This is a genomic window from Maricurvus nonylphenolicus (assembly GCF_042854845.1).
Lineage (GTDB): Bacteria > Pseudomonadota > Gammaproteobacteria > Pseudomonadales > Cellvibrionaceae > Maricurvus > Maricurvus nonylphenolicus.
This window is the reverse complement of record NZ_AP031498.1, coordinates 2,625,252-2,651,613: the sequence shown is the minus strand read 5'-3', so window position 1 is coordinate 2,651,613 and position 26,362 is coordinate 2,625,252. Positions and strand designations below refer to the sequence as shown.

24 protein-coding genes and 2 pseudogenes are annotated in these 26,362 nt (G+C 49.9%); 11 read left to right on the top strand and 15 right to left on the bottom strand.

Annotated elements, in window-relative coordinates; genetic code table 11:
• Nucleotides 1-67 precede the first annotated feature (67 nt).
• Nucleotides 68-2,785, bottom strand: a complete 2,718-nt coding sequence (gene topA / locus ACGHZ6_RS11415; protein ID WP_390618989.1) for a type I DNA topoisomerase — start codon at nt 2,783-2,785, stop codon at nt 68-70.
• 358 nt (nt 2,786-3,143) lie between these two features.
• Here topA and ACGHZ6_RS11410 point away from each other — a divergent pair, with 358 nt between their 5' ends.
• Nucleotides 3,144-3,920, top strand: coding sequence for a hypothetical protein (locus ACGHZ6_RS11410; RefSeq protein ID WP_390618988.1), 777 nt, complete (start codon nt 3,144-3,146; stop codon nt 3,918-3,920).
• A gap of 3 nt (nt 3,921-3,923) precedes the next feature.
• Here the strand turns inward: ACGHZ6_RS11410 and ACGHZ6_RS11405 are convergent, their stop codons facing one another.
• The gene (locus ACGHZ6_RS11405) at nt 3,924-4,496 is read right to left on the bottom strand and encodes a hypothetical protein (protein ID WP_390618987.1); all 573 of its coding nucleotides are present in this window, start codon (nt 4,494-4,496) and stop codon (nt 3,924-3,926) included.
• 47 nt (nt 4,497-4,543) lie between these two features.
• On the opposite strand from ACGHZ6_RS11405, the gene ACGHZ6_RS11400 reads away from it, so the two are divergent.
• On the top strand, nt 4,544-4,984 hold the full coding sequence (locus tag ACGHZ6_RS11400; RefSeq protein ID WP_390618986.1) for a universal stress protein: 441 nt from the start codon (nt 4,544-4,546) through the stop codon (nt 4,982-4,984).
• A gap of 76 nt (nt 4,985-5,060) precedes the next feature.
• Here the strand turns inward: ACGHZ6_RS11400 and ACGHZ6_RS25745 are convergent, their stop codons facing one another.
• The 3 genes and pseudogenes from ACGHZ6_RS25745 to ACGHZ6_RS25735 all read right to left on the bottom strand — a co-directional run.
• A complete protein-coding gene (locus tag ACGHZ6_RS25745) occupies nt 5,061-5,318 on the bottom strand; it encodes a hypothetical protein (RefSeq protein WP_405027794.1) in 258 nt (85 codons plus the stop codon).
• Between the two features lie 309 nt (nt 5,319-5,627).
• Nucleotides 5,628-5,945, bottom strand: a pseudogene (locus ACGHZ6_RS25740) (ATP-binding cassette domain-containing protein); the annotation flags it as partial.
• Nucleotides 5,946-6,095: 150 nt separating this feature from the next.
• Nucleotides 6,096-6,965 (bottom strand): annotated as a pseudogene (locus ACGHZ6_RS25735) (ATP-binding cassette domain-containing protein); the annotation flags it as partial.
• A 284-nt stretch (nt 6,966-7,249) separates the two neighbouring features.
• On the opposite strand from ACGHZ6_RS25735, the gene ACGHZ6_RS11390 reads away from it, so the two are divergent.
• A complete protein-coding gene (locus tag ACGHZ6_RS11390; RefSeq protein WP_390618984.1) occupies nt 7,250-9,247 on the top strand; it encodes a transglycosylase SLT domain-containing protein in 1,998 nt (665 codons plus the stop codon).
• A gap of 63 nt (nt 9,248-9,310) precedes the next feature.
• The gene (locus ACGHZ6_RS11385) at nt 9,311-9,889 is read left to right on the top strand and encodes a hypothetical protein (protein WP_390618983.1); all 579 of its coding nucleotides are present in this window, start codon (nt 9,311-9,313) and stop codon (nt 9,887-9,889) included.
• A 9-nt stretch (nt 9,890-9,898) separates the two neighbouring features.
• On the opposite strand, the gene ACGHZ6_RS11380 is transcribed toward ACGHZ6_RS11385, so the two are convergent.
• From ACGHZ6_RS11380 to ACGHZ6_RS11365, 4 genes are all read right to left on the bottom strand, one after another.
• On the bottom strand, nt 9,899-10,846 hold the full coding sequence (locus ACGHZ6_RS11380; protein ID WP_390618982.1) for a chemotaxis protein CheV: 948 nt from the start codon (nt 10,844-10,846) through the stop codon (nt 9,899-9,901).
• A gap of 190 nt (nt 10,847-11,036) precedes the next feature.
• The gene (locus ACGHZ6_RS11375; RefSeq protein WP_390618981.1) at nt 11,037-11,282 is read right to left on the bottom strand and encodes a glutaredoxin family protein; all 246 of its coding nucleotides are present in this window, start codon (nt 11,280-11,282) and stop codon (nt 11,037-11,039) included.
• 71 nt (nt 11,283-11,353) lie between these two features.
• Complete coding sequence (locus tag ACGHZ6_RS11370) at nt 11,354-12,553, bottom strand: DUF5610 domain-containing protein (protein WP_390618980.1); 1,200 nt, start codon at nt 12,551-12,553, stop codon at nt 11,354-11,356.
• Nucleotides 12,554-12,700: 147 nt separating this feature from the next.
• The gene (locus tag ACGHZ6_RS11365; RefSeq protein WP_390618979.1) at nt 12,701-13,579 is read right to left on the bottom strand and encodes an FHA domain-containing protein; all 879 of its coding nucleotides are present in this window, start codon (nt 13,577-13,579) and stop codon (nt 12,701-12,703) included.
• A 284-nt stretch (nt 13,580-13,863) separates the two neighbouring features.
• Here ACGHZ6_RS11365 and ACGHZ6_RS11360 point away from each other — a divergent pair, with 284 nt between their 5' ends.
• Nucleotides 13,864-14,715 carry a PP2C family protein-serine/threonine phosphatase gene (locus tag ACGHZ6_RS11360; RefSeq protein WP_390618978.1) on the top strand — a complete coding sequence of 284 codons (852 nt, stop codon included), beginning with the start codon at nt 13,864-13,866 and terminating at the stop codon, nt 14,713-14,715.
• Nucleotides 14,716-14,721: 6 nt separating this feature from the next.
• Nucleotides 14,722-17,109 carry a protein kinase domain-containing protein gene (locus tag ACGHZ6_RS11355; RefSeq protein WP_390618977.1) on the top strand — a complete coding sequence of 796 codons (2,388 nt, stop codon included), beginning with the start codon at nt 14,722-14,724 and terminating at the stop codon, nt 17,107-17,109.
• Between the two features lie 36 nt (nt 17,110-17,145).
• Here the strand turns inward: ACGHZ6_RS11355 and ACGHZ6_RS11350 are convergent, their stop codons facing one another.
• The 4 genes from ACGHZ6_RS11350 to ACGHZ6_RS11335 are packed head-to-tail and all read right to left on the bottom strand — an operon-like array spanning nt 17,146 to nt 20,629.
• Nucleotides 17,146-17,391, bottom strand: coding sequence for a Rho-binding antiterminator (locus ACGHZ6_RS11350; protein ID WP_390618976.1), 246 nt, complete (start codon nt 17,389-17,391; stop codon nt 17,146-17,148).
• Nucleotides 17,388-17,807 (bottom strand): gamma-glutamylcyclotransferase family protein, encoded by a 420-nt coding sequence (locus ACGHZ6_RS11345; RefSeq protein WP_390618975.1) that lies wholly within the window; start codon nt 17,805-17,807, stop codon nt 17,388-17,390. The genes ACGHZ6_RS11350 and ACGHZ6_RS11345 overlap by 4 nt, the downstream gene beginning before the upstream one ends.
• Before the next feature lie 8 nt (nt 17,808-17,815).
• Nucleotides 17,816-19,825, bottom strand: coding sequence for an excinuclease ABC subunit UvrB (gene uvrB / locus ACGHZ6_RS11340; RefSeq protein WP_390618974.1), 2,010 nt, complete (start codon nt 19,823-19,825; stop codon nt 17,816-17,818).
• Nucleotides 19,826-19,876: 51 nt separating this feature from the next.
• On the bottom strand, nt 19,877-20,629 hold the full coding sequence (locus tag ACGHZ6_RS11335) for a spermidine synthase (RefSeq protein ID WP_390618973.1): 753 nt from the start codon (nt 20,627-20,629) through the stop codon (nt 19,877-19,879).
• Nucleotides 20,630-20,735: 106 nt separating this feature from the next.
• Here ACGHZ6_RS11335 and ACGHZ6_RS11330 point away from each other — a divergent pair, with 106 nt between their 5' ends.
• Nucleotides 20,736-21,017 carry a pyrimidine/purine nucleoside phosphorylase gene (locus ACGHZ6_RS11330; RefSeq protein WP_390618972.1) on the top strand — a complete coding sequence of 94 codons (282 nt, stop codon included), beginning with the start codon at nt 20,736-20,738 and terminating at the stop codon, nt 21,015-21,017.
• A 63-nt stretch (nt 21,018-21,080) separates the two neighbouring features.
• On the opposite strand, the gene ACGHZ6_RS11325 is transcribed toward ACGHZ6_RS11330, so the two are convergent.
• Nucleotides 21,081-21,785, bottom strand: coding sequence for a TIGR01621 family pseudouridine synthase (locus ACGHZ6_RS11325; protein ID WP_390618971.1), 705 nt, complete (start codon nt 21,783-21,785; stop codon nt 21,081-21,083).
• A 130-nt stretch (nt 21,786-21,915) separates the two neighbouring features.
• On the opposite strand from ACGHZ6_RS11325, the gene ACGHZ6_RS11320 reads away from it, so the two are divergent.
• The 4 genes from ACGHZ6_RS11320 to ACGHZ6_RS11305 all read left to right on the top strand — a co-directional run bounded on the left by ACGHZ6_RS11320 (nt 21,916) and on the right by ACGHZ6_RS11305 (nt 25,011).
• Nucleotides 21,916-22,182: a hypothetical protein gene (locus ACGHZ6_RS11320; protein ID WP_390618970.1), complete on the top strand. Its 267-nt coding sequence runs from the start codon at nt 21,916-21,918 to the stop codon at nt 22,180-22,182.
• Nucleotides 22,157-23,332: a phosphatidylserine/phosphatidylglycerophosphate/cardiolipin synthase family protein gene (locus ACGHZ6_RS11315; protein ID WP_390618969.1), complete on the top strand. Its 1,176-nt coding sequence runs from the start codon at nt 22,157-22,159 to the stop codon at nt 23,330-23,332. Before ACGHZ6_RS11320 ends, ACGHZ6_RS11315 begins: the two co-directional genes overlap by 26 nt.
• A 1-nt stretch (nt 23,333) precedes the next feature.
• Nucleotides 23,334-24,092 (top strand): endonuclease/exonuclease/phosphatase family protein, encoded by a 759-nt coding sequence (locus tag ACGHZ6_RS11310; RefSeq protein ID WP_390618968.1) that lies wholly within the window; start codon nt 23,334-23,336, stop codon nt 24,090-24,092.
• A gap of 262 nt (nt 24,093-24,354) precedes the next feature.
• Nucleotides 24,355-25,011 carry an acyltransferase gene (locus tag ACGHZ6_RS11305; RefSeq protein WP_390618967.1) on the top strand — a complete coding sequence of 219 codons (657 nt, stop codon included), beginning with the start codon at nt 24,355-24,357 and terminating at the stop codon, nt 25,009-25,011.
• Here the strand turns inward: ACGHZ6_RS11305 and ACGHZ6_RS11300 are convergent.
• A complete protein-coding gene (locus ACGHZ6_RS11300; protein ID WP_390618966.1) occupies nt 25,008-26,183 on the bottom strand; it encodes an aromatic ring-hydroxylating dioxygenase subunit alpha in 1,176 nt (391 codons plus the stop codon). The two genes, ACGHZ6_RS11305 and ACGHZ6_RS11300, sit on opposite strands and share 4 nt — an antisense overlap.
• Between the last annotated feature and the right edge of the window lie 179 nt (nt 26,184-26,362).

Here is a 26,362-nt window from a genome sequence, read left to right as displayed (position 1 = left end):
TCTCTGAACTGAAGCGGACCAAGCCTTACTCATAGACAGAGTAAGACTTGGCTGCGTGAAGAGTTAATTACTCTTCGGCCTTGGCTTTTTTAGCCGTGGATTTCTTTTTTGGTGCTGCTTTTTTGGCTGTCGATTTTTTAGGCGCCGCCTTCTTGGCTGGTTTTTCAGCCACTACCCAGGCACCGCCTTGATAGAAGGCCTTCCAACCGGTTGCCTTGCCTTCAATTTCTGACTGCACATACTGCTCCTTGGTTTTACGACTGTAACGAATAACCGTTGGATTACCATCACTGTCTTCAACCGGCGCCGAGAAAAGAAACTCATACTTTGGATCAATTTCTTTTTTGTGCGGCAAAATTTCATTGACCAACGGCGCACGTGTCTCCCTGTTTTTCGGAAATTTACTCGCCGCCAGGAACAGGCCAGATGCACCATCACGTAAAATATAATGATCCTCAACCTTGTCACAGGCTAACTCAGGCATAGGTACGGGATCCATCTTCGGAGGTGCCGCCTCACCATTGCGCAACAGTTTGCGGGTGTTTTTACAGCTTTCCGATGTACAGCCAAAATACTTACCAAAGCGACCGGTTTTGAGCTGCATATCGGCACCGCATTTATCACACTCGATAACCGGGCCTTCATAACCTTTTAACTTAAAGCTACCCTCTTCGACTTCATACCCCGAGCAATCTGGGTTATTGCCACAAATATGTACTTTGCGCTTTTCATCGAGCAAATAACTATCCATTGCGGTGTTACAGAGCTTACAGCGGCGCTTATTACGCAACTGTTTGGATTCTGCTTCGTCATCGTCGTCGACGTTAACCGCCTCATCACCGCTGACCAAATTCATGGTGTTTTTACAGCGCTCTTTCGGCGGCAAGGCATAACCGGAACAGCCCAGGAAGACCCCTGTGCTTCCAGTACGGATTTGCATATGACGTCCGCAGTTACCACATTCGATATCAGTATCGGTGGGATCGTTTGCGCGCATACCACCATCAACTGCTCCGGCGGTTTTTAAATCCTCAGAGAAATCACTGTAGAATTTGTCGAGCAGCTGATGCCACTCCAGCTTGCCCTCGGCCACTTCATCGAGAGATTCTTCCATATTGGCCGTAAAGCTGTAATCCATCAGCTCGGAGAAGCTTTCAATCAAACGTTCAGTAACAATGTCACCAATCTTGTCGGCATAGAAACGGCGGTTTTCGATATGGACATAACCGCGATCCTGAATGGTAGAAATAATCGAGGCGTAGGTAGACGGGCGCCCAATGCCCCGCTTCTCCAATTCTTTTACCAGACTGGCTTCCGTAAAACGCGCCGTAGGTTTGGTGAAATGCTGGTTTGGCTCGAGTTTTACCAGATTCAGAATGTCGTCGACACTGAGCTCAGGCAGAACAACATCTTCATCCTTTTTGCTGACCGGCGGTTGAACTTTGGTGAAACCATCAAAGCGAATCACCCGACCTCGGGTGCGTAATTCATAGTCGCCGGCACTAACAACAATAGAGGTACTGGTAAATTCAGCCGGCGTCATTTGGCAGGCTACAAACTGCTGCCAAATCAGCGCATAGAGACGCTCTGCATCACGCTCCATGCCTTTAAGCTGGGTTGGTTTTACCGTAACACTGGAAGGACGAATCGCTTCGTGTGCCTCTTGGGCGCCTTCCTTGCTGCTATAAAGTACAGGGGATTCTGGTAAATAAGGTTTGCCGTATTGCTCCAGAATATATTCGCGGCATGACTCTACAGCCTCTTTACTGAGGTTGGTCGAGTCGGTACGCATATAGGTGATGTAGCCAGCTTCATACAAACGCTGGGCCATCATCATGGTCTTTTTGACACTGAAGCTTAAACGCGTACTGGCGGCCTGCTGCAGTGTTGAGGTAATAAACGGGGCAGACGGTTTTGATTTTGTCGGCTTGTCTTCACGGTTGGATACGGTGAATGCCGAAGCCTGCATGGCATTAACGGCGGCCATGGCCTCAGTTTCATTAACCGGCTTGAATGCAGAACCCTGGTATTTTTTCACCTCAAAACGAATGGGCTCACCGGCATCACTGCTTAGTTCAGCAAAGACATCCCAATACTCTTCCGGGATAAAAGCACGAATTTCTCGCTCACGCTCAACAACCAATCTTGCCGCCACCGACTGAACTCGACCGGCAGACAAACCGCGGGCAATCTTCTCCCACAACAGCGGTGAGACCATATAACCCACAACACGATCCAGGAAACGACGGGCCTGCTGTGCATTAACGCGGGATTGATCGATAGGACCAGGGCTTTCAAAAGCTTCCTGAATGGCCGATTTGGTAATCTCGTTAAACACAACCCGACGGAAACGATCTTCACTCCCGCCTATTGCCTCACGCAGGTGCCAGGCAATGGCTTCCCCTTCCCTATCCAAATCCGTCGCGAGATAAACGGTATCGGCATCTTCGGCAAGTTTTGCCAGTTCATCGACAACCTTTTCCTTGCCCGGCAGGATTTCATAGTGGGCAGCCCAGCCATTCTCTGGGTCGATACCCATGCGTTTGATGAGTTGCTCTTTGGCTTTGCGCTGTTTGTGAAGAATCTTATCTTCCGGGGACAGCTTGCGGGTAATCGCCGCCTGACGGGCACGCTCTTTTGGGTCAACCGCCGTTTTACCGCTACCACTGGTCGGCAAATCACGAATATGACCAATGCTCGACTTAACGATATAGTCCTTTCCCAAATACTTGTTGATGGTTTTCGCCTTGGCTGGCGACTCAACAATAACTAAGGATTTGCCCATAGGTTCCTTCTATTTATAGATACAAGACGACATTTTTGTTTAAAAAACACTCAAAGCCGTTCAATAAAGACTTAAAACAAGGCTCAACGCCTCAAAGAGCGCATATATAAGACCTTGTGCAGCAGCGGTCAAGCATTAATAGAAATCCCCCTGCTTGCTGCCTGTTTTTTAGGCAGTGATCGAATTCTTTTTAGGAATAGCACATAATCTTGTGATAAGAAAAGAGAAAATTGTTCCCCTGGCACGAAATTCATGCTGACAGCCAAGGCCTGCTAGGATAAAGTTTTGCTCCACGATGCCGATTTTAACCTTATAAGAAGCTCATTTTTACAACACATTCAGCCGTCGCACCTGAGTCATGACAGCCCTAGCCTACCTCGTACTTTTTTGCATTATCGCCATCGGCTCACTGATTGCCGTCAGCGTCGCCAATGAGCGGGAAAGGCGTACCCGTCTGATTCGTCGAAAATTGAAAGACCTCAAACGTAAAGTTGATGAACTCGAAGAACTGGTCATAGAAGTCGATCTGCTGGTTGAATCCCGGGCTATTGCCAAGATTATCAACGACGAAATCATTGATATGTTGCAGGCAATGATTAAGTTGGATCCATCCGCCACCTACCTGCACGCAAACCTTGGCAATGCAGAGAAACGCAGTGAAGAGCTGAGCAACGAAAGCCAAGAGCGCACCTTAAGCCGATTGCGTGAAAGTGATTCCCAGATTGCGCGGGCTCAGCATCTGTTGAACGAAGCGGGCAGAGTATTAAAACACCAGCATGCCATCGGCAATATTTCACTGGAAGAAAACAACCTGTTTATCACTCAGCTTAGCTGGAGCTATTTGATGGTGGATGTTGTTTCCCATATCGCTCAGGGTCACAAGGCACTCAATCGTAGCGATATCTTAACCGCCCACGCGTTCTACAAGCGCGCCCAGCAAACACTGTCACAATCGGCCCACAGTGATCATCGCCGACATCGCATGATCAAGGAACTTGGAGAAATTTTAAGCAATCGTCGTAAATCTCTATCTACGGACTTAATGCCAGAAACCCACTTCAATCCTGATGAAAGTGATACCACCACCTACACCCCTCCTCCACCGGAACAGGATGCCCAGGCAGCAGCGAAATAAATCCTATGCCATCAACTTGGCGGTACGCTGTAGCCAATCAGCAATCTGATCGACACGTTCCAATTCACCGCGCTCTTGCCAATAGCAACATAAGCCCTGCGGGCCACTAGCAACCGCGATCACACCTTCAGGTAACGCAGACAAACCATCTGCATTGATGGCTGTATCAGGCAATGTTTTAGCGGGTTTCACCTGCCAATCCCAGGCCCCCAGGAAATGTAGCTCATGCTCGAATTGCCGTTTCACCAAACACCAGCTGTTACGGCCCTGTTTGGCCTCCTGCCACGGCAAGCAGTACATAGCCACTTGCTTGGCTTCAACGCCAGTACCTTCTGGGGGAGGCTGCAAATGAACGCGCAGCCCCAAGGCCGCAGCATGCTGCCGACGAGCGGCTTGGCGGCGTTGCTGCTGGGTCGGTTGCATTAACATGATAGGCCCAACAACCATCGCAACGGCCAGAGCAATAATAATGATAGGTAACCACATAAAAGATAGTCGCTGTAGTAAAGGTAATTCGTAATTGCGCCAGATCAATGATCCTGCCAAGCGCGTATCACTAAGGCTGGGCAAGCCCATAAATTGGCGCTAGTATAAAACCAAACCCGGCAAAAAGGATGAAGGCCATGGCAAAATATCAACATATTCTGGTGGCACTGGATCTCAGCGAAGAATCGGATCAAGTGTTACAACAAGCTATTGAGCTGGCTACCAATTCGGGTGCCAAGCTATCCCTTGCCCATGTCATTGAGCCCCTGACGTTTGCCTATGGCGGTGACATTCCGGTAGACCTTACCGAGGTCCAGGAGCAGTTACAGGTTCAAGCGCAAGAGCAGCTGGATAAGATCGTCAGCAACATCACAATCGGCACGCACAACCAGCACGTGGTTATTGGCCAACCTGCCGCCGAGATCCATCGCCTGGCCGAGGAAGAAGACTGCGATCTTGTGGTGGTGGGAAGTCACGGTCGCCGTGGTTTGGCATTGCTGCTTGGCTCTACCGCCAACGGGGTTCTTCACGGTGCAAAATGCGATGTTTTGGCGGTGCGGGTATCCTTGCCTGAGTAAATCTTTGGACAAAACAATGGGGGCATAAACGCCCCTATCCTGTCTCTTTCCTCAGGCGCCCCTCTGTTGACACGCCTTATTCCTGCATCTCTTCCAGCTCACCCCATCGATCGTACAGGGCTTCCAGCTGTTGCTGCGCTTCACCCAAGGCTGCCAGCTTTTGGCTGACTTCGTCGTGATCACGCTGATAGAAATCAGCCGCACCACACTCCTCCTCCAAAGACTCAACCAAGGTTTCTGCGGCCTCAATTTTTGCCGGTAATTCATCCAACTCACGCTGGAATTTATAACTGAGTTTTTTCTTCTGTTTTTTGCCTGCTTCAGCGGGCTGCACTACTTCTGCAGTAACCGGACTTGGCGTCTGTGGTTTTTCCTTGTCTTGTAAATCAGGCCAGCGCCCACCCTGGCGCAACCAATCGCCATAACCGCCAACATATTCCAGTACCCTGCCATCGCCCTCAAAAGCAATGGTGCTGGTAACGACATTATCGAGGAAGGATCGGTCGTGACTAACCAACAAAACCGTTCCCTGATAAGACGCTAGCACCTCTTCCAGTAATTCAAGGGTTTCCACATCGAGATCATTGGTCGGCTCATCAAGCACCAGCAGGTTACTGTCTTTACTGAACAGCTTGGCCAACAGAACCCGATTACGCTCGCCACCGGATAGTGCACGCAAAGGCGTCCTCGCCCTCGCACCGGAAAATAAGAAATCGTTAAGATAACTCATGATATGCCGGGACTGGCCACCAATGGTTATCGAATCGCGTCCTTCGGAAACATTGTCGACAGCATTTTTATTAAGATCCAGCTGATCACGCAGCTGGTCAAAATAGGCAACCGACAGGTTTGTACCCAACTTTACCTTGCCTTCATTGGGTGTCAGCTCACCCAATATAATTTTCAGCAACGTACTCTTACCAATACCGTTTGGCCCGATTAAACCTATGCGATCGCCGCGCACCACGGTGGTAGAAAAATGATTGATTAGCGAAATGCCTTGCCAGCCATGATTCACATTCACCAGTTCAGCGACAAGCTTGCCCGAGCTATCTCCGGTTGCCAGGGTAATGTTAGCTGTACCCTGCCGTTCGCGACGCTGACCACGCTCTTCGCGCATTGCTTTGAGGGCGCGAACCCGGCCTTCATTGCGTGTCCTACGGGCTTTAATACCCTGTCGAATCCACTTTTCCTCTTCCGCCAAACGCTTGTCAAACAAGGCGTTATGACGCTCCTCTTCCGCCAATTGCTGCTCACGAAAATTAAGAAAACTGTGGTAATCGCCGTGCCATAAACGCAGATGCCCCCTGTCAAGCTCGGCAATATCTGTGGCCACAGCTTGTAACAAAGAGCGATCGTGGGTGATAAAAATGACTGCGCCCTGAAAATCAAGAATTTGTTTTTCCAGCCATTCAATAGCCAACACATCAAGATGGTTTGTGGGCTCATCCAGCAGTAACACATCAGGGTCAATGACCAGTGCTCGCGCCAGTGCCACTCGACGACGCCAGCCGCCAGACAATTCGGACATTTTTTTGTCCATGGGTAACTGCAATCGAGAGATCACCGTTTCAACACGCTGCTGTACACTCCAACCGTCACAGGCATCAATGGCCTGCTGCAATTTACCCAACTGCTTCAGCTGCTGCTCGGAACTCTCTTCCATTACTAGGCGATGATAATCCGCTAGCAACTTACCGGTCTCGGCGAGCCCCAGCGCCACGGCATCGTAAACACTGAGGTCGTCGGCTTCTGGAAGATCCTGCTCCAGGCGGGCAATCTTAAGCTCCGGCATTCGCCAAACACTGCCATCATCCAGGGCAACATCGCCAGCAATCACCTTAAGCATGCTTGACTTGCCTGCACCATTACGGCCAATCAGACATAGGCGCTGCCCCTTCTCAACGACCAGATCTACCTGGTCAAGCAGCACCTGAGTTCCGTAATTAAGACAGGCTTTTTTCAATTCAAGTAAAGGCATTGCAGCGTTGTATCCTCAGGTCTTCTCTGAAATTGGGCACGAGTTATAAAGGGGGGCGATAATAACGGGATTTTTATGCTCTGCCCATGCTTTACTCGCAACACCACTCAGGATAATCTCATCTACACTGATAATAAGAGCAAGGAATTTTCCCTGAAGCATTTACCGCGGGGCCTGCTTGTACACACTACACGGAGAATCACAGGCTTTATCAAGGTAGCTCAGGGTATTCAAACAACTAAACAGCTCCTAATTTCGCACAATTTGCTAGCAAAAGTTTTTAAATGCAGCTAAAAGACGTACAAACACACATCAAAGCCCGTATTAAGCTGTCGGCAGCGATGCTATTGCTTTGCTTTCTGGCGCCCGCCGTATCGCAGGCGGACACCTCTGCCGCACTGATATCGCCCCTGCCGAGCCTACTACAGCAACAACGCCAACATTACACCCGCGCCGAAGAAGCTCTAAAACGCGGCCATTTCAAAACCTATCGTAAATATCGTCAACGCCTGCACGGCTACCCTCTAACGCCCTACCTCGACTACCGCGAGTTACGTCGGCGCCTGTATCGCTTGCCCTACAAAGAGGTTGATGACTTTCTCGATCAACATGAGAACACCTACCTGGGTGATCGCATGCTCAAAGGCTGGTTACACACCCTCGCCAAGAAACGCCACTGGCACGACTATCAAAGCTACTACCAGCAGCACCTGAGCAGTACCGAGTTACGCTGTTATTGGCTACAAGCCCGCATTAGCACCGGCGATGAAAGCGCCTACCAGAATGTAGAACCGCTGTGGAATGTCGGCAAATCGCAGCCCGACGAATGTACCCCCCTGTTTAAACGCTGGATAGGACAAGGCCACCTGACCCCAGAACTTGCCTGGCAACGTCACAGCAAGGCAATAAAAGCCCGCAAACGCAGCTTGGCTCGATACCTTGCCAAGTTAATGCCTGCTCAGATGCGCAAGCAGGCTGCCCTGTACCTTGAGATCGACCGCTACCCTCAACGCCTCAACCAGCGTCGGAGATTTGCCGAACAATCCCCCAGAATGCAGGAAATTATCCTGCACGGTATCAAGCGTTACGCCCGGAAGGACCCTGTTGCAGCACTCTATGAGTGGAATCGCTACGATGCCCAGCAGCTATTTGCCGACGAGCCCCGCCGCGAAACACTTGAATACCTGGCTGGCAAGCTGGCCCGCAAAGGCCACAGCAATGCCGCAGAGCGACTTATAGCCAACACCGAGCATTTCACCAATACCGATATGTCGGAAGCGATTATCCGCGAGGCACTGCGCCAACAGAACTGGCAACAGGCCTACCAGTGGATTCAGCGCCTTCCCGCCAACGAGCAGCAGTCTCCACGCTGGCTCTACTGGCGCGCCAGAGCTATGCAGCAACTCAGCATTGATGATCCGGCCTATCCGACCCCACAGCAAATATACACTGGCCTGGCCATGGATAGAGGCTTCTACAGTTTCCTGGCTGCCGATATTGTCGGTCGCGACTATGTATTGCGCGATCAACCCGTCACACCGCCTCAGGAGCTTGTAATCGCCATCGCTGGACGCCCAGAGGCACGCCGAGCCAAAGAGCTTCTGGCCATGAAACAGCTTAATTACGCCCGTCGTGAATGGCGCTACATGACCCAAAATTTCGATAATATGGCTCACCTGGCTGCCGCCAAACTGGCCCAACAATGGGGTTGGCACCGCAAAACCATTCAAGCCATGGCCGCAGCTCGCTCTTGGGACGATTTACAGCTGCGCTTCCCCCTGGCCTATGACAATCACATCAACCAGGCCGCCGATAAGCACAGCCTGACACAGCCACTGCTATTTTCCATCGCCCGTCAGGAAAGTGCTTTTGCCGCTGATGCCAAATCACCTGCCGGCGCATTGGGCCTGATGCAGCTGATGCCAGGTACAGCTCGTTATACCGCGCGTAAAGCCGGCGTTCGCTACCGCTCTCACGACCTGTTGAAACCGGAAAAGAATATCGCCCTGGGCAGCTTTTATATAAATACCCTGCTTGATCAATTCGACAACAACCGCATATTGGCTGCTGCTGCCTATAACGCAGGCCCTCATCGGGTTAAGGCGTGGTTGAGTGAAGAAGGCAGCCAGGGACTACCCTACGACGTCTGGATTGAGGCCATCCCGTTTAAAGAGACGCGGGGTTATGTTCAAAATATTCTCGCCTACTCTGTCATCTACGGTTACCGCCTGGGTAACACTCCTGCGTTCGTCAGTAACGCAGAGGCGAAGCAAAAACTCTAACGCCCCACCCATAAAATAAAAATAGGCTATGCTTTTTAAAACCCCATAGCCTATAGGCCTACTATGTCGATTGATAAACGGGAAGTGACTCCCCCCAGCGCTGACAGCTGGTGCCACATTCAGGAAACCATCACCATGCTTTATCTGGCAGTCTGTCAGATTGAAACCTCAATGGCTGACAGTGGAAAATCCGTTAATACGCTGACAGATGCCTTTACCGAATTAGCCAAACATTCGCAGACCGTCGACCAGCAAGTACAAGCACTTAAACCCGGTGATGAGCTTGGTGATTTCAAAGACGAAGTGAGCTATACCGCACGGGAAATGAACGAAAGAATCAAACAGGCCGTTACTGCATTTCAGTTTTATGACCGTATTACACAACGGCTGGATCATGTCGCCAGAAGCCTGGAAAGAGTTACCACGGTAATGCAGGATAACAACCAGCTAAATAATCCCGAGTCCTGGAAAACCATTCAAACTCAGGTAAAAAGCAGTTACACCATGGAGGCAGAGCGCATTATGTTTGAACATATTATGCGTGGTGCAACCGTGGAGGAAGCCTTGCAGATTTATCGCCACCACTTTGAAAAAGAAGAGGAAAGCGGTAGCGAAAACAATGACGAGATAGAGCTTTTCTAAAATGCTCTATTAAAGCGAGCCTTCTTCCAAACGCTTACGAATATGATTTTGTACGGTTTTGGCTAGAAGGTCCGGTTGAAACTTCGACAGAAAGTCATCACACCCCACCTTCTTCACCATCGCCTCGTTAAAATTGCCGCTCAGCGAGGTGTGTAAAATCACATGCAGGTCTTTCAACAATGGATCCTGACGAATTTCATGGGTAAGCCGATAACCGTCCATTTCTGGCATTTCAGCATCCGTGATTACCATCAGTAATTTATCATTGATATCGCCACCTTCTGCAGCGAGCTGCTTCAAATAGCTAAGTCCCTTTAAACCGTCCTGCTGATACACCATTTTTACACCGATATTGGCCAGCGTATCTTTTGCCTGCTGCATAGCCGTCGTCGAGTCGTCTACCATCAGCAGGGTTATATTGCGATTAATGGCCTCATCAACCAGGTTATCATCCAGAACATCATCAGAGACATCTGTTTCATAGGGAATGATATCGGCCAGCACACGCTCAACATCAAGGATTTCAACAATATCGTCATCCAGCTGGGTAATGGCCGTCAGGTAATTACTGCGTCCGGTTCCCTTGGGCGGCGGCAGGATTAGCTCCCAGTTCAGATTAACGATTCGATCCACAGCGCCAACCAAAAAGGCCTGCACCGAGCGGTTATATTCAGTCACAATCAAATTACAGTTCTCACGCCCCTGCAGCGGTGGGCCACCGATTGCCGCACTGAGATCAATGACAGAGATGGTTTGGTCGCGCAGGTGGGTCACACCACAAATCACCGGGTGGCTATGAGGGACTGCTGTAAGGGCAGGAACTTGTACGACCTCCTGAATTTTGAAGACGTTCAACGCGAACAACTGCCGCCCGGCAAGGCGAAAAGTCAACAACTCGAGGCGGTTCTCGCCAACCAGTTGTGTACGTTGATCTACAGAACTCAGAAGCTTGGACATAAACTACGTTCCTACATAAAGCTTACGATGCCTTCAAGGGCACTATTTGCCTGTCATCCTCGACAGGGATTTAAGGAAGAATAACGGCAGCAAAGCCCCAATCATTAATAGTTTAGCCAATAGCTTGAAGAATCACAGGTCAACCCTGGGAGAGGATACTCGTGCCAACGCCTATTCAGCCGTCAATAGCTCACTTAAGGAGCTCACTCAAGGCCTGCTGATCAAAGGGCCAACCCAGCTCAGCGCCATCATCAGCACGGGCTACAACCGGAATACGAATGCCGTAGCGCGTCATCAGATCCTCATCATCGGCAATCTCCACCTCTTGCAGGCGAAAACCATAATGCTCCAGAACCGGCCAGGCTAACTGTTTAGCCTGTTCACACAGGTGACAGCCCAGGGTGGTGTAGAGATAGAGTGTTTTTGAGGAGGTCATGTATCAGGAAGCTGGCAACTGCAGGCGGAAAACCTGCAGTGTACCATAAGTGCTGTATCACAGGCTGGCGTTTATACAACGTCCAGTAATTGCCCCATCATATCCTTGAATGAGGGCTGCTCAGGTTGCTCAAACAGCTGACTAAGATCTTTAATCAGATCGGAAACCGAGGCGAAACGCTCACTGGCTGCGCGAGCTGCATCCGTCAGATCTTCTACAAACCGCCCCATTGGCTCTAACAGCTGACTCATAGACTTGCCGGGCGAAACATCGGCAAAATCACTGTAGGCACTCTGCATGCGCTGAACGCTGGTCTGACGCAGATTAAGCGAGAATGATGATATCTCACTGGCATCATAGCCCAGCGATTGAGCCTGCTGGAATGCCGCGCCCAAATCACCGGCAAAGAACTGCTCCGACAGCTCTCCTACCTGGCCCATCAGATCACTGATGGCTGCCATCTCATCATCATCCAGATGTCCATCAACTTCCAGCTTAAAACGGGAGTCAAAACTGTGCTCAAAGCCTGAAGCCGACACCTGCATGCCGCCACCGCTAGCCTGCCCGTAGGCCCCGGAATAGCTTTCTTGCTGGTTAATACGAATCTTGACGGTATCACCATCGGCGGTGGTCAATTCAAACTTGAAGCTATTACGCTCACGGTAATCCAGGCTTTCATACTGGGCTCTCACCCCAGCATCAGGCCGACTCACCTCAGCAACAGACTCTTCTGTAGCAACGGCTTTACCTGCAGCAATATCAGCGAGCCTTTCCTCCAGCGCATCAACACCGGCCAACACTCGGTCATAGGTTTCCTGAATATCGGCTTCCACCTCAGGTGTCAGGAGGCCAAGATCATCAAGCTCCTTGCTGGCTTGCTCGAATCCCTGCTTAAAGCCTTCAAGTCCCTCGGCCAAGCGCTCTGACAGGGCCTCAACGTCCGCACCCTGACTCGCATCACTGCGCAATCGCTGCTCGATAAAGTTAAGGATATTGCCGGCGGCTTTTTCTGCCGTGTGGCGCTGATTATCGACCGCTACTGGTGCCTGAGCTTCAGTCGGTCCAAAACCGGCCTTACTCTGCTGCACTGACACCACACGTTCAAACAGCTGAAAGCTTTCAGAATGTATACGCACAGAGGCAGCTGCAGGGACATTGGATGCCTCTGATTGCTGCCGATAGGAGTTGTCACCCAAATCACCAAAACCCCTAAAGGCATGGAGGCCTTGAAAAGCTGAGTGTGATTGTGACGAAAATGCTGACGGGAACATGATACCTCTCTCCCACGTGGGGGCTATACGAGGCTATCGGCCGGCATTTTAGATTCTCTAGAAATTAATTCGACTAGATAACACCAGGATATACTACCAGGAGGTATAACAAGGCAGGACAGACGCCTGCCTTGGTAAGTGAACGGTTTAGATAAAACCGTTCTGGAAGAGAATTAATACGGCAAGAACCCCAACCAATAGCAACGCCAGCATCACTAAAGGCCCCTTACCCGTTGACTTGGGCTCTTCTGTGACCGTCGTAACCGATGCCGGCTGAGGATTGCTGGTTTTGGCGGCAGCATTACGTTTACGCGGCTGCGCAGACTTTGCCGATTTATCACTTTGCGCGGGATCGGCAGGCTCGGCAGAAACAGATCTAACCGTGGTTTTATCCATATCGTCGGCTGGACCGATAACACCAAAGCTCAAGGTGTCAAAACGCAGATCATCTCCCCGTTTAACACGGGCTTCATTAACCCGCTTGCCATTCAGGTAAGTGCCATTTGAAGAGCCCAAGTCCTTGACGTACAACAGCCCCTCTTTGACCACTAATTTGGCGTGACGCCGTGACAAGTGGGCGGCGGCGAGCGTGATATCACATTCGTTGGAGCGGCCTACTATGGTTTCTTCTTTTAAGGTAAATACCCGATTACTCAACGCCGTATGATTGGCCTTTAATGCCCAGGCAGTGGTGGAATCTTCACCGCGCACGACCGTAGGTTCAACCTTACGAGATTCCTGTTTCGGATCGACAACCTGAAGTTCGGTATTACCCAGGGTGATAACGTCGCCAGGCTTGAGTCGGGCGCCCTTCTCAATACTTTTTCCATTGAGTGATAACTGCCCCTTAGCGGTGCGCCTTACCAGGGTGAGATTTTCGTGATCAACTCTAATTTCTGCGTGAATATCAGCCACACTCTCATCGGCGATGACGAGATCATTTTGGCTGCCTCGGCCCAGGACGACCTTTGGTTCAACTAACCAAACCGCATTATGTTTATTGTTTTTGAAGCGGAGTTTGAGCATGGGGTAACTGACCCTCTAAAATGATGAATCCCCTTGTCTAAGACTCACCGATAATGCTACAAAAGGATTTTGATTATCAATAGCTTAGATGAAAAAAATCACTTTATTCTCTAAGATTTAGCGGTAGTATACATTTTGAAGGATTTAGCCGCCACGGCCTGACATGATTCGGTAATATTCAGCGCCTTACCTCATATCGATCATTCAAGGCTAAGATAAAAACAACAGCGGCTATGAATAAAAGGGTTAGCGCTTGATCGCCCCATTAACGAACGGATTGGCTTATGGCCTCATTAAATTCCAGCTCGGTATCAGATAAAGGCCTTAACAGGGACAACAACGAAGACTGTTACCTCGCTTGCCCCGAGCAGGGTCTCTGGGGTGTGGCCGACGGCATGGGCGGACACGAAGCCGGAGAAATTGCCAGCGCCATCGTTAAAACAACCCTTGAATCTTCAGCCACAGGCAGCACGCCACTGGAAGACAGCATCCTTGAAGCTCATGAAAATGTTCTGCAGGCGGTCAGAGACGGTAAAGGCGCGGCCGGCATGGGCTCCACTGTTGTCGCCCTGCAAAGCCAGGGGCACGATTATAAAGTCGCCTGGGTTGGCGACAGCCGTGCGTATCTCTGGTCTCAGGAATCCAATGGCGGCAGACTTGAGCAACTGACCACCGATCATTCTTACGTACAAATGCTATTGGCCTCCGGCGCGATCGCCGAAGACGAAGTAGCCAACCACCCGGACAAAAACGTCATTACCCAGTGCATTGGCTCACTGGATCTTCAACAGATATCTGTCGACGTAATTAACGGCGAATGGCAAAAGCAGCAGCGAATATTACTCTGCAGTGACGGCCTGACTGATGAAGTGGACAATCAGCATATCGCTCAGATTTTATGTGAATCACGCAGCACCAAAGAAGCCGCTCAAAAATTAATGCAAGCGGCGCTGGACAATGGGGGCAAGGACAATATTACCGTCCAAGTGATTGAGTCACCGCTGTATGAACGCAGTATGTTACAAACCATCAGCGATTGGCTGCCCGTAATCACAGGCAAATCCTGGCTTGACGCATTGCTCTATGCCACCACCCTGCTTTGCCTGCTTCTCGTAGGCTATTGGATTCTCGGCTAACCTGTTATGCAAATCCCCGGTTACCGCATTATTCGCAAGATCAATCAGGGCGGCATGTCCACGGTTTACCTGGCCATTCAATTAAGTGTCGGCCGGGAAGTCGCACTTAAGGTGATGTCCCCGGCATTAAATGCCGACCCTGTTTTTAGTGAACGTTTCCAGCGTGAGGCCAATATTGTTGGCCAATTATCGCATCCAAATATTGTCTCCATTTACGATATTGGCCGCTATAAAAACCTTAACTATATCGCCATGGACTACCTTCCCGGTGGCTCCGTACACGACAAACTTGCCTCAGGCCTGAGCCCCAAAGAAGTCCTGCGCATTATTCGCGAAATAGCCCAGGCGCTGGATCACGCCCATGAGAAAGGCTACATCCATCGTGACATCAAACCCGAAAACGTACTTTTCCGCGAAGATGACTCGGCTGTACTGTCTGATTTTGGCGTTGCCAAAACCGTTACCAGCGCCAGCAAGATGACCAATGCCGGCACGGTTGTCGGCACACCACACTATATGAGCCCCGAACAGGCTCGTGGTAAACCCATTGATGGCCGTTCGGATCTATATAGCCTCGGGGTTGTGTTTTACGAGATGCTGACCGGCAGTGTGCCCTACCAGGCTGACGAAGCCGTCGCCATTGCCATCAAACACCTGACAGCCCCCATCCCCAAACTACCACCGCAATTTAGCCTCTATCAAAATCTGCTAAATAAATTATTGGCCAAGGATGCTGATGATCGCTATCAGCGCGGCCGGGAATGTGTCGATGCCATTGACGCCATTGAAGGGACCAGCAGCGGTTCTTCACCGCGCTACCTGACACAAACCGAACCCACCGCCGTGCAAGTACTATCGCTGTTTAAGGCACTGCTACTCACCAGTTATGCCGCTGTATTGGCCAACAGCAAAACCCTGCTCACCTTTATCTTAAGCTGGCGCTGGAAACCCAAGCGCGGCTTGTACCGACACCCGCAAACTGAAGTTACTGAAATTCGCACAGAAGCCAATACCGCAGAAGATGATCGGGCCACAATTATTTCCACCCGAGTGCAGCGGGCAGCCCATTATCAGGCAGTAAAAAGTAACAAGATTCGCTTGGCTATGCGGGCATTGCCCATTATTTTTGTCGGCCTGTGCCTGTGGAGCGCATTAAGTGTTGCCATCAAGCAGTTTGATATTCCGGGAGAGACATGGCTGCCAAAAAGTATCGATAATGCTGCCAACTACACCGCCAGTGCACTCGAACAACAACTCACCAGCTGGTTTGGTGACACACCAGAAGATACCGACAACGAAAGCGTATCTGAACAGACCGCAACAACAGACAACCCAAATCAGACCACGGCAGCAGGTAAATTAACTGATACCTCAACGTCTGAACAACTCCAGGCAGAAGATGCACCTCCTGAACCACCCAAACCGGTTGCGCCCCCCCCGCCTCGCTATGCCATAACCGTAGCCGCTACCCCTGACACTGCGCGCATCAGAATTTTGAATATACCTGATGTGTATTATCCGGGGATTAAGCTGCTACCCGGAAAGTATCACCTGGAAGTATCGCAAGACGGTTACGACACTAAAACGGAATGGGTCACCCTTAAAAACAAAGCCCTTTCGCCCGATTTTCGACTTCGTAAAACACCGGTCCCAGGAGCCGTTTTCTACAACGACCTCAATAAAGTTGGCGGTAAAGGGCCGGCCATGGTTATTGTGCCTGCAGGCAGCTTTTTAATGGGCAATAAGGCCGACAGTACGGCAACCCCGGTCCGTCGCGTGAAATTTAAAACCCCGTTTGCGGTCAGCCAATATGAAATCACCTTTGCTGACTTTGATAAATTTGCCAAGGCCACCGGGCGCACCAAACCCAACGATAAACGCTGGGGACGAGGCAGCCGACCGGTTATAAATATTACCTGGCAGGAAGCCAAGGATTACGCCAAGTGGCTGCGTAAAACCACCGGCAGAAAATATCGGCTCCCCACCGAAGCAGAATGGGAGTATATTGCCCGCGCCAAAACCAAAGGCAATTTCTGGTGGGGTAACTCATCGTCTGAAGGTCGAGCGAATTGCCGTCGCGGCTGTAAAAGTGAATACGCCGGACTATTTACCAGCAAAACCGCACCTGTCGGCAGCTACAGCGCCAATGCATTTAAGATATTTGATACCTCAGGCAATGTCGCTGAGTGGGTTGCCGATTGCTATCAGGACCACTACCTCGGGGCACCCCGTGACGGGTCGGCTGTGACCAGTAAAAACTGCGCTGCCTACAGCGTGCGCGGTGGTTCAATGAAACAGACCAAGGATGACATTAGTAGCAGTAAACGCGATAGCCGAGCGGTCTCCCAGCGCTTTGACGATGTCGGTTTTAGAGTCGTAGTTGATCTCTATTAAGAGCTGACCTTTATTAAGACAGCAGGCAAATCCGCACTATGATAAATGTACAGTGTCGAAGTGCGGATTATCCTTTAGAGCAGTCATCTGCCTAACATTATCCAATACAATCAGAGATAACTGCCCACGACTGTCTAGCTGCAAACACTCCTGCCTGCTGTCATTATTGCGCACATCGGTAGCGGTACCGCTCACCTTGCTACCATCGTCAAGGATCAACTCCACAGGTAGACGGTATAGACAAGCAATCTCAACATAATCGTGTTTTTCACAGGAAATCATGACAGAACCTCAAAACCGTCATAACGGTTTAAAAAGCGCTGAAGGCCAACACGGCTAAAATGCTCAACGCACCAATCCCAGTCGGCCAGTAAATCATAATACTGTTGGCAAAATAGATAGGTGTCCACCTCAATGGCTCCGCAATCGGACTCTACGCTAACACCAACACGCTGATACAACTGCCCTTCAAAATCGTCCAGACGCTGCAAATCTTTATTAGCGACATCAAAGTAAACTAAACCATCAACCGTGTACTTACCATTAACATCAGCAATAACACCTGGGAAATCGTACCCCTTAACAGCCAAACGTCTGTAACCAGATAACTGCGCAGGAACAGATTGATATTGCCCGGCCACAACTCTGGACCAAACTTCATCAAACATCAGCGATCCATAGGTAAATACGACGGCCATAGTCTGCCCTATTCCGCATGCTCTTTAAGTTGATGAATACGATCTCGAATGCGTGCAGCTTCTTCGAATTCAAGATCTTTTGCTGCCTGGAACATTTTCTCTTCCAGCTCGGCAATCTGGTGCCAAACATCCTTGCCGCTGGTCTCGATATCGTATTTACCGGACTTCTCAGCCACCTTGCGCTGCTTGCCTCTACTACCCACAACCTGCGCCCCCTCCATAATATCGGCAATCTTTTTATCAATGCCTTTTGGAGTAATGCCATTAGCTTCGTTATGGGCCATCTGTTTGGCGCGACGACGCTCAGTTTCATCAATGGAACGACGCATGGAATCGGTAACCCTGTCAGCATAGAGAATCGCTTTACCGTTTAGGTTACGGGCAGCTCGACCGATAGTTTGGATTAGCGAACGATCAGAGCGTAAAAAGCCTTCTTTATCGGCATCCATAATGGCAACCAGCGATACCTCCGGCATATCCAAACCTTCACGCAGCAGGTTAATCCCTACCAGCACATCAAATTCCCCCAAGCGCAGATCACGAATAATTTCGACCCGCTCCACGGTATCGATATCCGAATGCAAGTAGCGCACGCGAACATCGTGATCTTCCAGGTACTCGGTTAGATCCTCGGCCATACGTTTGGTCAGTACTGTAATCAACACACGCTCATCATCGGCGACGCGCATTCGAATTTCTGACAAACAATCGTCGACCTGTGTTGTTGCGGGTCGCACTTCAACGATGGGATCTAACAAACCAGTAGGTCGCACAACCTGTTCTACCACTTGCCCGGCATGCTCATTTTCATAGTTACCCGGCGTTGCCGACACAAAAATGGTTTGTGGGGCTAACTTCTCCCACTCATCGAAACGTAATGGTCGGTTGTCCAATGCCGATGGCAGCCGAAAACCATATTCAACCAGGGTTTCTTTTCGCGATCGGTCACCGCGATACATACCGCCAATTTGTGGCACGCCCACATGGGATTCATCAATCACCAGCAGCGCATCATCTGGCAGGTAATCGAATAGCGTTGGTGGTGGCATACCAGGATCGCGGCCAGATAGATAACGGGAATAGTTTTCGATACCGGTGCAGTAACCCAGTTCCTGCATCATCTCAACATCATATTTGACGCGCTGCTCCAGTCGTTGTGCTTCCACGAGTTTGTCGTTATCACGCAACTGCTGCAAACGCTCTTCGGCTTCTATTTTTATAGCGTCAATGGCATCGAGAATACGTTGTCGCGGTGTAACGTAATGAGACTTCGGGTAGACCGTAAAACGCGGCAGTTTTTGCAGGATCTCTCCTGTCAGTGGATCGAACAGCGACAGCTGTTCTACTTCATCATCGAACAGTTCAACCCGCAGGGCTTCACGATCAGAGTCGGCAGGAAAAATATCAATCACATCTCCGCGCACCCGATAGGTAGCCCGATGAAAGTCGTGATCATTGCGCGTGTATTGCAGCTCGGCCAAGCGCCTTAACAGACCTCGCTGGTCAATTTGATCGCCGCGCACCAGGTGTAACACCATTTTCAAATAGGCATCAGGGTCACCCAGACCGTAAATGGCCGACACCGTGGCGACAATAATTGCGTCCTTACGCTCCATTAAGGCTTTGGTCGCCGACAGGCGCATCTGCTCGATATGCTCGTTAACCGAGGCATCTTTTTCGATAAACGTATCGGACGAAGGCACATAGGCTTCCGGCTGATAGTAATCGTAATAGGATACAAAGTATTCGACGGCGTTATTGGGGAAAAATTCTTTAAACTCACCGTAGAGCTGAGCCGCCAGGGTTTTATTCGGCGCCATCACCATGGTGGGACGCTGGATATTCTCAATCACATTGGCAATGGTAAAGGTCTTACCCGACCCAGTTACCCCAAGCAGGGTCTGATGAGCCAAACCTGCTTCAATTCCCTTGGTCAGCTCGGCAATGGCCGTTGGCTGATCGCCGGAAGGTGCAAAGCGACTTTCTACGACCAGTGATTTAGCGCCCTGTTTTGACATCCTGAACTACCTACAACTACGTTATTAAGCTGCAAGTTTATCAAATTTCGGTCAAAGCCTTAACTTCCGCCAGCGTGCAGTTAATCGGCAGCTATTACGCCGCCTGTCGAGCTCCTTATAACACTGCAAATTGGCCTCAAAACCCTTGCTATCGGTGGCCTGGCGGGTAAAGGCGCCAATACAGTTATGGTACAGCGGTGTACTGAACTGATACGCCTGATTAAACGACAGGTGACTGGCCTTGTCGGTATACCAGGCACAGGTTTTCAAGCCTGCCGGGGTGTCGAAATTGATCACCAGAGTACCGTCTTTCGCCAGCGGGCGAGTTAAGTGCTTAAACCAGTGAGGATCCGCTTCAATGACTCGCTCTGGCTCACCATCAACCTCGCCAAACAGATCATCGATGATCAGATCAAACTTGGGGCCCCGATAGGCCTTCAGCCAGGCAATCGCATCAGCCTGGAGCAGCTGTATATGTTTGCCCTTCACCCCAAAAAAGCGTTTGGCGACCTTGATATGGACGGGGTTGAGCTCCACCCCAACGATCGTTTCGGGCTCAAAAAAGTGATCCAGCTGGCGAATCACGGCACCACCGCCAACGCCTAGCACCAGAATACGCTTCAGGCGATCCCCGGCATGGAAGAAAGCAGGTAACATCAGTAAATCCCACACTGAGCCGCCGACCGGGCTATTGGGGTTGTATTGCGAGTGATACACCCCATCGGTGTAGAGCCTGCGGGTAGCACCGGCCGATCGCACCTGATAATTAACCCCTTTGAGGGTCTGCTGCCAAACTACGGCCATAGGCCCCTATTCTCCTTGTATGCTGCCAAACGCAATTGTCGTGCCCCAGAGACGCCGCTATAATCGCCGCCCCACGATTTTTCGTACTCCCACAGGAGGGATGACTATGTTTAAAACCAACGAATACTTTGATGGCAAGGTTAAATCCATCGCCTTTCAAACCGAAACTCTGCCGGCCACTGTTGGCGTTATGGCTCAGGGCGAGTACGAGTTCGGCACCAGCCAGAAAGAGTATATGACCGTTACCAGCGGCGCCTTAACCGTTAAGCTGCCAGGCAGTGAAGAGTGGGTAACCTTTAAGCAGGGCGAAACCTTCACCGTTGAAGCTAACCAGAGCTTTGGCGTGAAAGCTGAGGTTGAGACCTCCTACCTGTGCCTGTACGAATAATCATTTGTACAAATAACAGGCAATTAATGGCGGCACCTCATGGAGCCGCCGCTCATCCAGCGGCTATAATTTTGGCCACTTCAACTCCCACGGCATACCTATCTCTTCCAGCTGGTCAGTAACCTGCTGACGCTGAAATACCTCCCCCTGATTTGCTTTCACCAGAAAACGCAAACGCTCTCCCTGCCAATCAAAACACAGCCCGTACGCGTGCAAATAGCCCCTGTCAGCGCTATCGCCAGCATAAAGGCTATCGCCAAGAATGGCTGAGCCAAGGGATTTTAGCGCAACCCTGATCTGATGGGTTTTCCCCGTTCTCGGACGCAGCAAAAATAATCGCAACCCATCTCCCAGGCCATAACTGAAAAACTGCGTCTGTGCAGGATTGTTTTTACTCGGCAGCAGCTTCCAGGCACCACGACGCGCCTTGGTCATATCACCGGCGATTAGCCCCTGCTTTTTACGTGGCTTACTGGCACTGATGGCAAGGTAATACTTTTCGACTTGACGCTGGGCAAACTGATCCGCCAACAGGCGGTTAGCCTCAGGGTGTTTTGCCATCACAATCAACCCTGACGTCATTTTGTCCAAGCGATGAACAGGCAACAGCTTATCGACCCCTGTCAATTCGGCCACGGCCTTTAATAAGCCACCACCGTCCTTGTCATCATCGTGAACACTCAGGCCCGATGGTTTATTAACCACGACAAAATCAGGGGTATTTGAAACAATGATTACTTGGCCTGTTATCTTATCAACCGACGGCATAAATGGGGGCAGCGATCCAGAATCTTAATGGAACGCAAGAATACTTGAATCAAATCAATATCGCAGTAAAACTATGCAGTAACATCAGGGTTGATTCATCACATAGCAGTAACATTATTGAGGAAGCTATATGCAATACGATACATTTGTCGAAACACTGGATGTATTCCCTTCTGGCCGCTACATCGTCAACAGCTGCCAGCTGCTCGACCTTCTTAATCATCAGGGCTGTCAGGGGGCTTCCGTCAGAGTGCTGCATATAGGCACCATCGCGCTCGATATCAGTGAAATCGCTGAAAGGTTAAGAATGGATCAACACCCACGACTTGATGACATTAAAATTACCTGTCTTGACGGTGTAATTATCATCGATGAGCCCTCTCACGGCGCCAGTTAATATCCAGCATGACAGCTCCGGGCACGGCGGTGCCCGGTCCGGCCACGCTTGGGAGGAAGAAACACTTTTCTTTCAAGCTGAAGACTATCTGCAAGATATCCTCAAACATATAGATGCAGCCAAACAAAGCATTATCGTTGAAACCTATATTTTTGATTTTGACGAGGTCGGCAAACGCCTTATTCAACACCTGGTAAAAGCACAAGCCAGGGGAGTCAAAGTACGGGTTTTAATGGATGGCGTAGGCTCCGGCAGTGACGGTGATCGCACCGCGCAAGCACTCGAACACCAGGGCGTACCGGTAAAGATCTACCGTCCCCTGCCCTGGCAAACCTACCACTACAAGCGAGCCCTTACCCGCGGCAACCTTATCAACAAGCTGCTCTACTTTATTCGCCGCATCAACCAACGCAACCATCGCAAACAACTCATTATCGACAACCAGCTGTTATGGAGTGGCAGCCTGAATATTTCGCAAAAGCATCTGCCCATTAAGCTGGGCGGAGAAGGCTGGCAGGATTATGGGGTAAAAGTCAGTGGTGCCAATGTTGCCATCATGGCAGGGCAATTCGATGATGTATGGTTTAGACGCCCTATCAGGTTAAGTCGAAACCTGTTTGGAGCCTATTGGGATACGTTGTCACAGTGGTCACGCAAACGTCGCAACCAACAGCTACTACATAACATTAACGCTGCCCGCCAACGCATCTATATCGTTAACGCCTATTTCGCCCCGGCAAGTAAGATAATTAAAGCACTAAAACAAGCCCGCAATCGGGGGGTCGATGTTCAGATACTGGTCACGGCCCGATCAGATATCAAGTTATTCCCCCTGTTAACAGCCAGTTACTATGCGGATCTGCTGGAAGCTGGGATCCGAGTCTATGAATACCAACCCGGTTTCCTGCATGCCAAAGCATTGCTTATTGATCAGTTCGCTTTAATTGGCAGCACCAATTTCAACCATCGAAGCTACCTGCATGATCAGGAACTCGACATTATTCTGAGCAAAGCACAATCCATTACCGCATTAGAGCAACAATTTTACCGTGACCAACTTGCATCCCAGGAGGTTCTCTTCAATGCTAATAAGGGCTGGCGCTGGAAAATTCTCGGCCACTTGCCCCGCCTGCTAAGGTACTGGATGTAATATGCAATCAATTCGCCTGCTTTCCTACAACATTCACAAGGGATTCAGCCCGGGCAACAGTAGTTTTATCCTGCACAATATCCGCGACGCCATCCGCGAACTGGAAACCGATATCGTCTGCTTACAGGAGGTTGTCGGTGCCCATAGCGGCCACCAGCAAAGCATTGACGACTGGCACGACGGCGGCCAATTTGAATTTCTGGCCGACAGTATCTGGCCACACTTTGCCTACGGTAAAAATGCGATCTACCAGCAGGGACATCACGGCAATGCGATCCTAAGCAAATACCCTTTCAGCTATTGGGAGAATCTTGATATCAGTCGCTGGAAATTCTCCCAGCGCGGCATACTCCATGGCCGTATTGGTACCAACCTGCACCTTCTCTGCATTCATTTCGGTTTTTTACCTATCGAACAACGCTTTCAACTCAACCAGCTTAAAGAGCTTGTTCATAACCAGATCCCATTAACCGACGGCTTAATTATTGCCGGAGATTTTAATGACTGGCACCACCGCATCCACCGGGTTTTAACACGTGAGCTGCATCTGAAAGAGGCCATCAGCCACAAATCCAATCGCCCCAAGGCTACTTACCCGGCATCACGCCCCTGGCTCGCTATGGACAGAATCTATTATCGCAACGTCAAGCTTGAATCTGCCTCCACCCTTAACCATCGTCATTGGCAACGCCTATCAGATCACTGCCCTGTGATTGCGGATTTTTCGCTAACTTCCAGAATTTCCAGCCATGTCATGTAAATCCGTTGCTATACTTTTATCAGGTGTCCGCTGTCATGGGTCATCTTCACGGTTAACTGCTTGTACGTGAATACGTAACCTATCGTAGGTTACAGCTGTAATGTGGTGACGGTGCATAATGACAAATGCATGCGTAAATGAAGCCCAATATTGCAGCATGAGATTACGACCTTAACCATGCGGGCACCGCCCTTCTGCATCCCGATTTCCGCTGTGCTAATATCCCGCCCTGAAGATCACCAAAGCAATAGATGAGTTACTGATGTCGGACGAAAACCGCCTGCCTGATAACCGACCAAGCGATAGCCCTATAAATAAGTACCGCTCGCAGCATAAAAAGCGTCTCAGCTACATGCCATGGCTTTACCCAAAACTCAGCCCCAAACATCGTTCCTGGGCGCAAGCATGGCAACAGGAAGTACAGGATTACCTGCAAGATATGGAAACGGTTCAATTGGCCGAGAACTGTTTTATTGCACCAGAAGCCAATATTTTTGCTGAGCCTGGTCGCGATATTGTCATCGGTAATCACAGCTCTATAGCAGCAGATGTCATGCTTCACGGCCCTTTAACCATCGGCGAGCATGTAAGCATAAATCACGGCGTGACTTTGGACGGAGGCACAAAGGGAATCAATATCGGCAGCCACACACGCATTGCCGCCAACTGTCAGATGTTTGCTTTTAATCATGGCATGCATCCAGACCGCTTTATCCATGAGCAACCCGTCACGTCACAAGGAATCAGTATTGGCGAAGATGTTTGGATAGGCGCTAACGCGGGAATTGTGGACGGAGTGAGCATTGGTGATCACGCCGTAATTGGAATGGGCAGCATCGTCACCAAAGACGTTGCGCCCTATAGCATCGTGGCCGGCAACCCGGCCAAAGTTATTGGCGACCGACGCGATAAAACTTAAACGTCCGCTGCTTCAACGCCCATATAGTGGGAATACTGTCTATCAAATTCCGTTAATGCAGACTCAAAGCGACCAAAGTGAATTGAATCAACAATACCGCTTTGCATATTGGCCTGAATAGTTTCCCCGAGTTCCCAATCTTCAGTTAGAATCTTGTTGACCAAGTTAAAGTTGGTCTCATGCATTTTCAACTCGTCTTCAGACCAGTTATCACTGCCATCCTTGGGAGGATCTACCAGAAGCACTTCCTCGATGCGGGTTTTACCGGCTGACAGGGGCACCATTTTAATTAGCGAAACATTGTCCGGCTGCGCCAATATCATCAATCCGGGGGGCAGATTATAAATAATGTTTGCCATCTTACGCATATCCCACTCAGCCTCTGGCAACTCTTTGGCCCCCAGGATCGGCCTCTTAGGCAGGATCATCCGCATGTAGGGGCCCCAACTCTCCCAGGTCGATAGATTACCCAAGAAAAATGGTGCCAGGGTATTTTTATGGGCAACATTAAAGTGATAAGCCTCAATACCGCCTTCTGCCAGGATCTTCCAATTGGCGTTAAGAATATAATCTCGACGTTTGTAGATCCTTTGATTTTGCATATTCAAATAATCAAAGCCACTGGCTATTTCATCGGCGACAAAATTCTCAGGTAATTTTTTATCCGGATTGGGATGAATAAAAATAATACCGTTGATTACCTGGCTATCAAATTCGATAAGATTTAACTTGTCTTTATCCAAGTTGGAAAACCCGGTCTCAAATTCTGGCGCCGCGATAAGTTTGCCGTCAGTATTGTAAGTCCAGGCATGATAAGGGCAGCTAAATCGACGTCGACAGCCACTGCTACCGGTTTCCACCAACCGAGCATTTCGGTGGCGACAGACATTGGCGAAAACTCGTACCCGGTTATCGTTATCTCGCACAATCAGCAAAGGTAGACCGCCAACCCACTCCACCGAATGATAGTCACCGATATTCGGGACTTCACCAGCAGCTCCTATCACAGTAGGAAGCTCCAGGAACAACTTGGACTTCTCCTTGGCAAATACCTCCTCAGACACATAGCGTTCTGTACTGTGGGTCTTAGCATCTTCTTGATACTGTGTTTCTCCACGATCGTGTAACTCCACAGCTTCCTTGATCAATCTGATTTCAGTGTCTCGATTCATTGATAGGTCCTCTCACCTTGTGCTATCCGGCTTAGTGCGATCTTCACATGTCGCTTTGTAGTTACTTTAGCAGCGTATAAGCGACTTTAAATGACTATATTTGACACTTATTCAACTATTTAAGACATCGATAACGTATACATGTCATACTTGTCATAGTGAATACAAATAATCCAAGT

What these genes read in the sequence shown, in the direction of transcription:
- ACGHZ6_RS11300 (WP_390618966.1), bottom strand. Translation starts at nt 26,183, where the DNA reads ATGAATCGAGACACTGAAATCAGATTGATCAAGGAAGCTGTGGAGTTA.
- ACGHZ6_RS11315 (WP_390618969.1), top strand. Translation starts at nt 22,157, where the DNA reads ATGAGCCCTCTCACGGCGCCAGTTAATATCCAGCATGACAGCTCCGGG.
- ACGHZ6_RS11355 (WP_390618977.1), top strand. Translation starts at nt 14,722, where the DNA reads ATGCAAATCCCCGGTTACCGCATTATTCGCAAGATCAATCAGGGCGGC.
- ACGHZ6_RS11320 (WP_390618970.1), top strand. Translation starts at nt 21,916, where the DNA reads ATGCAATACGATACATTTGTCGAAACACTGGATGTATTCCCTTCTGGC.
- uvrB (WP_390618974.1), bottom strand. Translation starts at nt 19,825, where the DNA reads ATGTCAAAACAGGGCGCTAAATCACTGGTCGTAGAAAGTCGCTTTGCA.
- ACGHZ6_RS11310 (WP_390618968.1), top strand. Translation starts at nt 23,334, where the DNA reads ATGCAATCAATTCGCCTGCTTTCCTACAACATTCACAAGGGATTCAGC.
- ACGHZ6_RS11360 (WP_390618978.1), top strand. Translation starts at nt 13,864, where the DNA reads ATGGCCTCATTAAATTCCAGCTCGGTATCAGATAAAGGCCTTAACAGG.
- ACGHZ6_RS11325 (WP_390618971.1), bottom strand. Translation starts at nt 21,785, where the DNA reads ATGCCGTCGGTTGATAAGATAACAGGCCAAGTAATCATTGTTTCAAAT.
- ACGHZ6_RS11410 (WP_390618988.1), top strand. Translation starts at nt 3,144, where the DNA reads ATGACAGCCCTAGCCTACCTCGTACTTTTTTGCATTATCGCCATCGGC.
- ACGHZ6_RS11330 (WP_390618972.1), top strand. Translation starts at nt 20,736, where the DNA reads ATGTTTAAAACCAACGAATACTTTGATGGCAAGGTTAAATCCATCGCC.
- ACGHZ6_RS11335 (WP_390618973.1), bottom strand. Translation starts at nt 20,629, where the DNA reads ATGGCCGTAGTTTGGCAGCAGACCCTCAAAGGGGTTAATTATCAGGTG.
- ACGHZ6_RS11405 (WP_390618987.1), bottom strand. Translation starts at nt 4,496, where the DNA reads ATGGGCTTGCCCAGCCTTAGTGATACGCGCTTGGCAGGATCATTGATC.
- ACGHZ6_RS11380 (WP_390618982.1), bottom strand. Translation starts at nt 10,846, where the DNA reads ATGTCCAAGCTTCTGAGTTCTGTAGATCAACGTACACAACTGGTTGGC.
- ACGHZ6_RS11400 (WP_390618986.1), top strand. Translation starts at nt 4,544, where the DNA reads ATGGCAAAATATCAACATATTCTGGTGGCACTGGATCTCAGCGAAGAA.
- ACGHZ6_RS11345 (WP_390618975.1), bottom strand. Translation starts at nt 17,807, where the DNA reads ATGGCCGTCGTATTTACCTATGGATCGCTGATGTTTGATGAAGTTTGG.
- ACGHZ6_RS11350 (WP_390618976.1), bottom strand. Translation starts at nt 17,391, where the DNA reads ATGATTTCCTGTGAAAAACACGATTATGTTGAGATTGCTTGTCTATAC.
- ACGHZ6_RS11365 (WP_390618979.1), bottom strand. Translation starts at nt 13,579, where the DNA reads ATGCTCAAACTCCGCTTCAAAAACAATAAACATAATGCGGTTTGGTTA.
- ACGHZ6_RS11390 (WP_390618984.1), top strand. Translation starts at nt 7,250, where the DNA reads ATGCAGCTAAAAGACGTACAAACACACATCAAAGCCCGTATTAAGCTG.
- topA (WP_390618989.1), bottom strand. Translation starts at nt 2,785, where the DNA reads ATGGGCAAATCCTTAGTTATTGTTGAGTCGCCAGCCAAGGCGAAAACC.
- ACGHZ6_RS11370 (WP_390618980.1), bottom strand. Translation starts at nt 12,553, where the DNA reads ATGTTCCCGTCAGCATTTTCGTCACAATCACACTCAGCTTTTCAAGGC.
- ACGHZ6_RS11385 (WP_390618983.1), top strand. Translation starts at nt 9,311, where the DNA reads ATGTCGATTGATAAACGGGAAGTGACTCCCCCCAGCGCTGACAGCTGG.
- ACGHZ6_RS11375 (WP_390618981.1), bottom strand. Translation starts at nt 11,282, where the DNA reads ATGACCTCCTCAAAAACACTCTATCTCTACACCACCCTGGGCTGTCAC.
- ACGHZ6_RS11305 (WP_390618967.1), top strand. Translation starts at nt 24,355, where the DNA reads ATGTCGGACGAAAACCGCCTGCCTGATAACCGACCAAGCGATAGCCCT.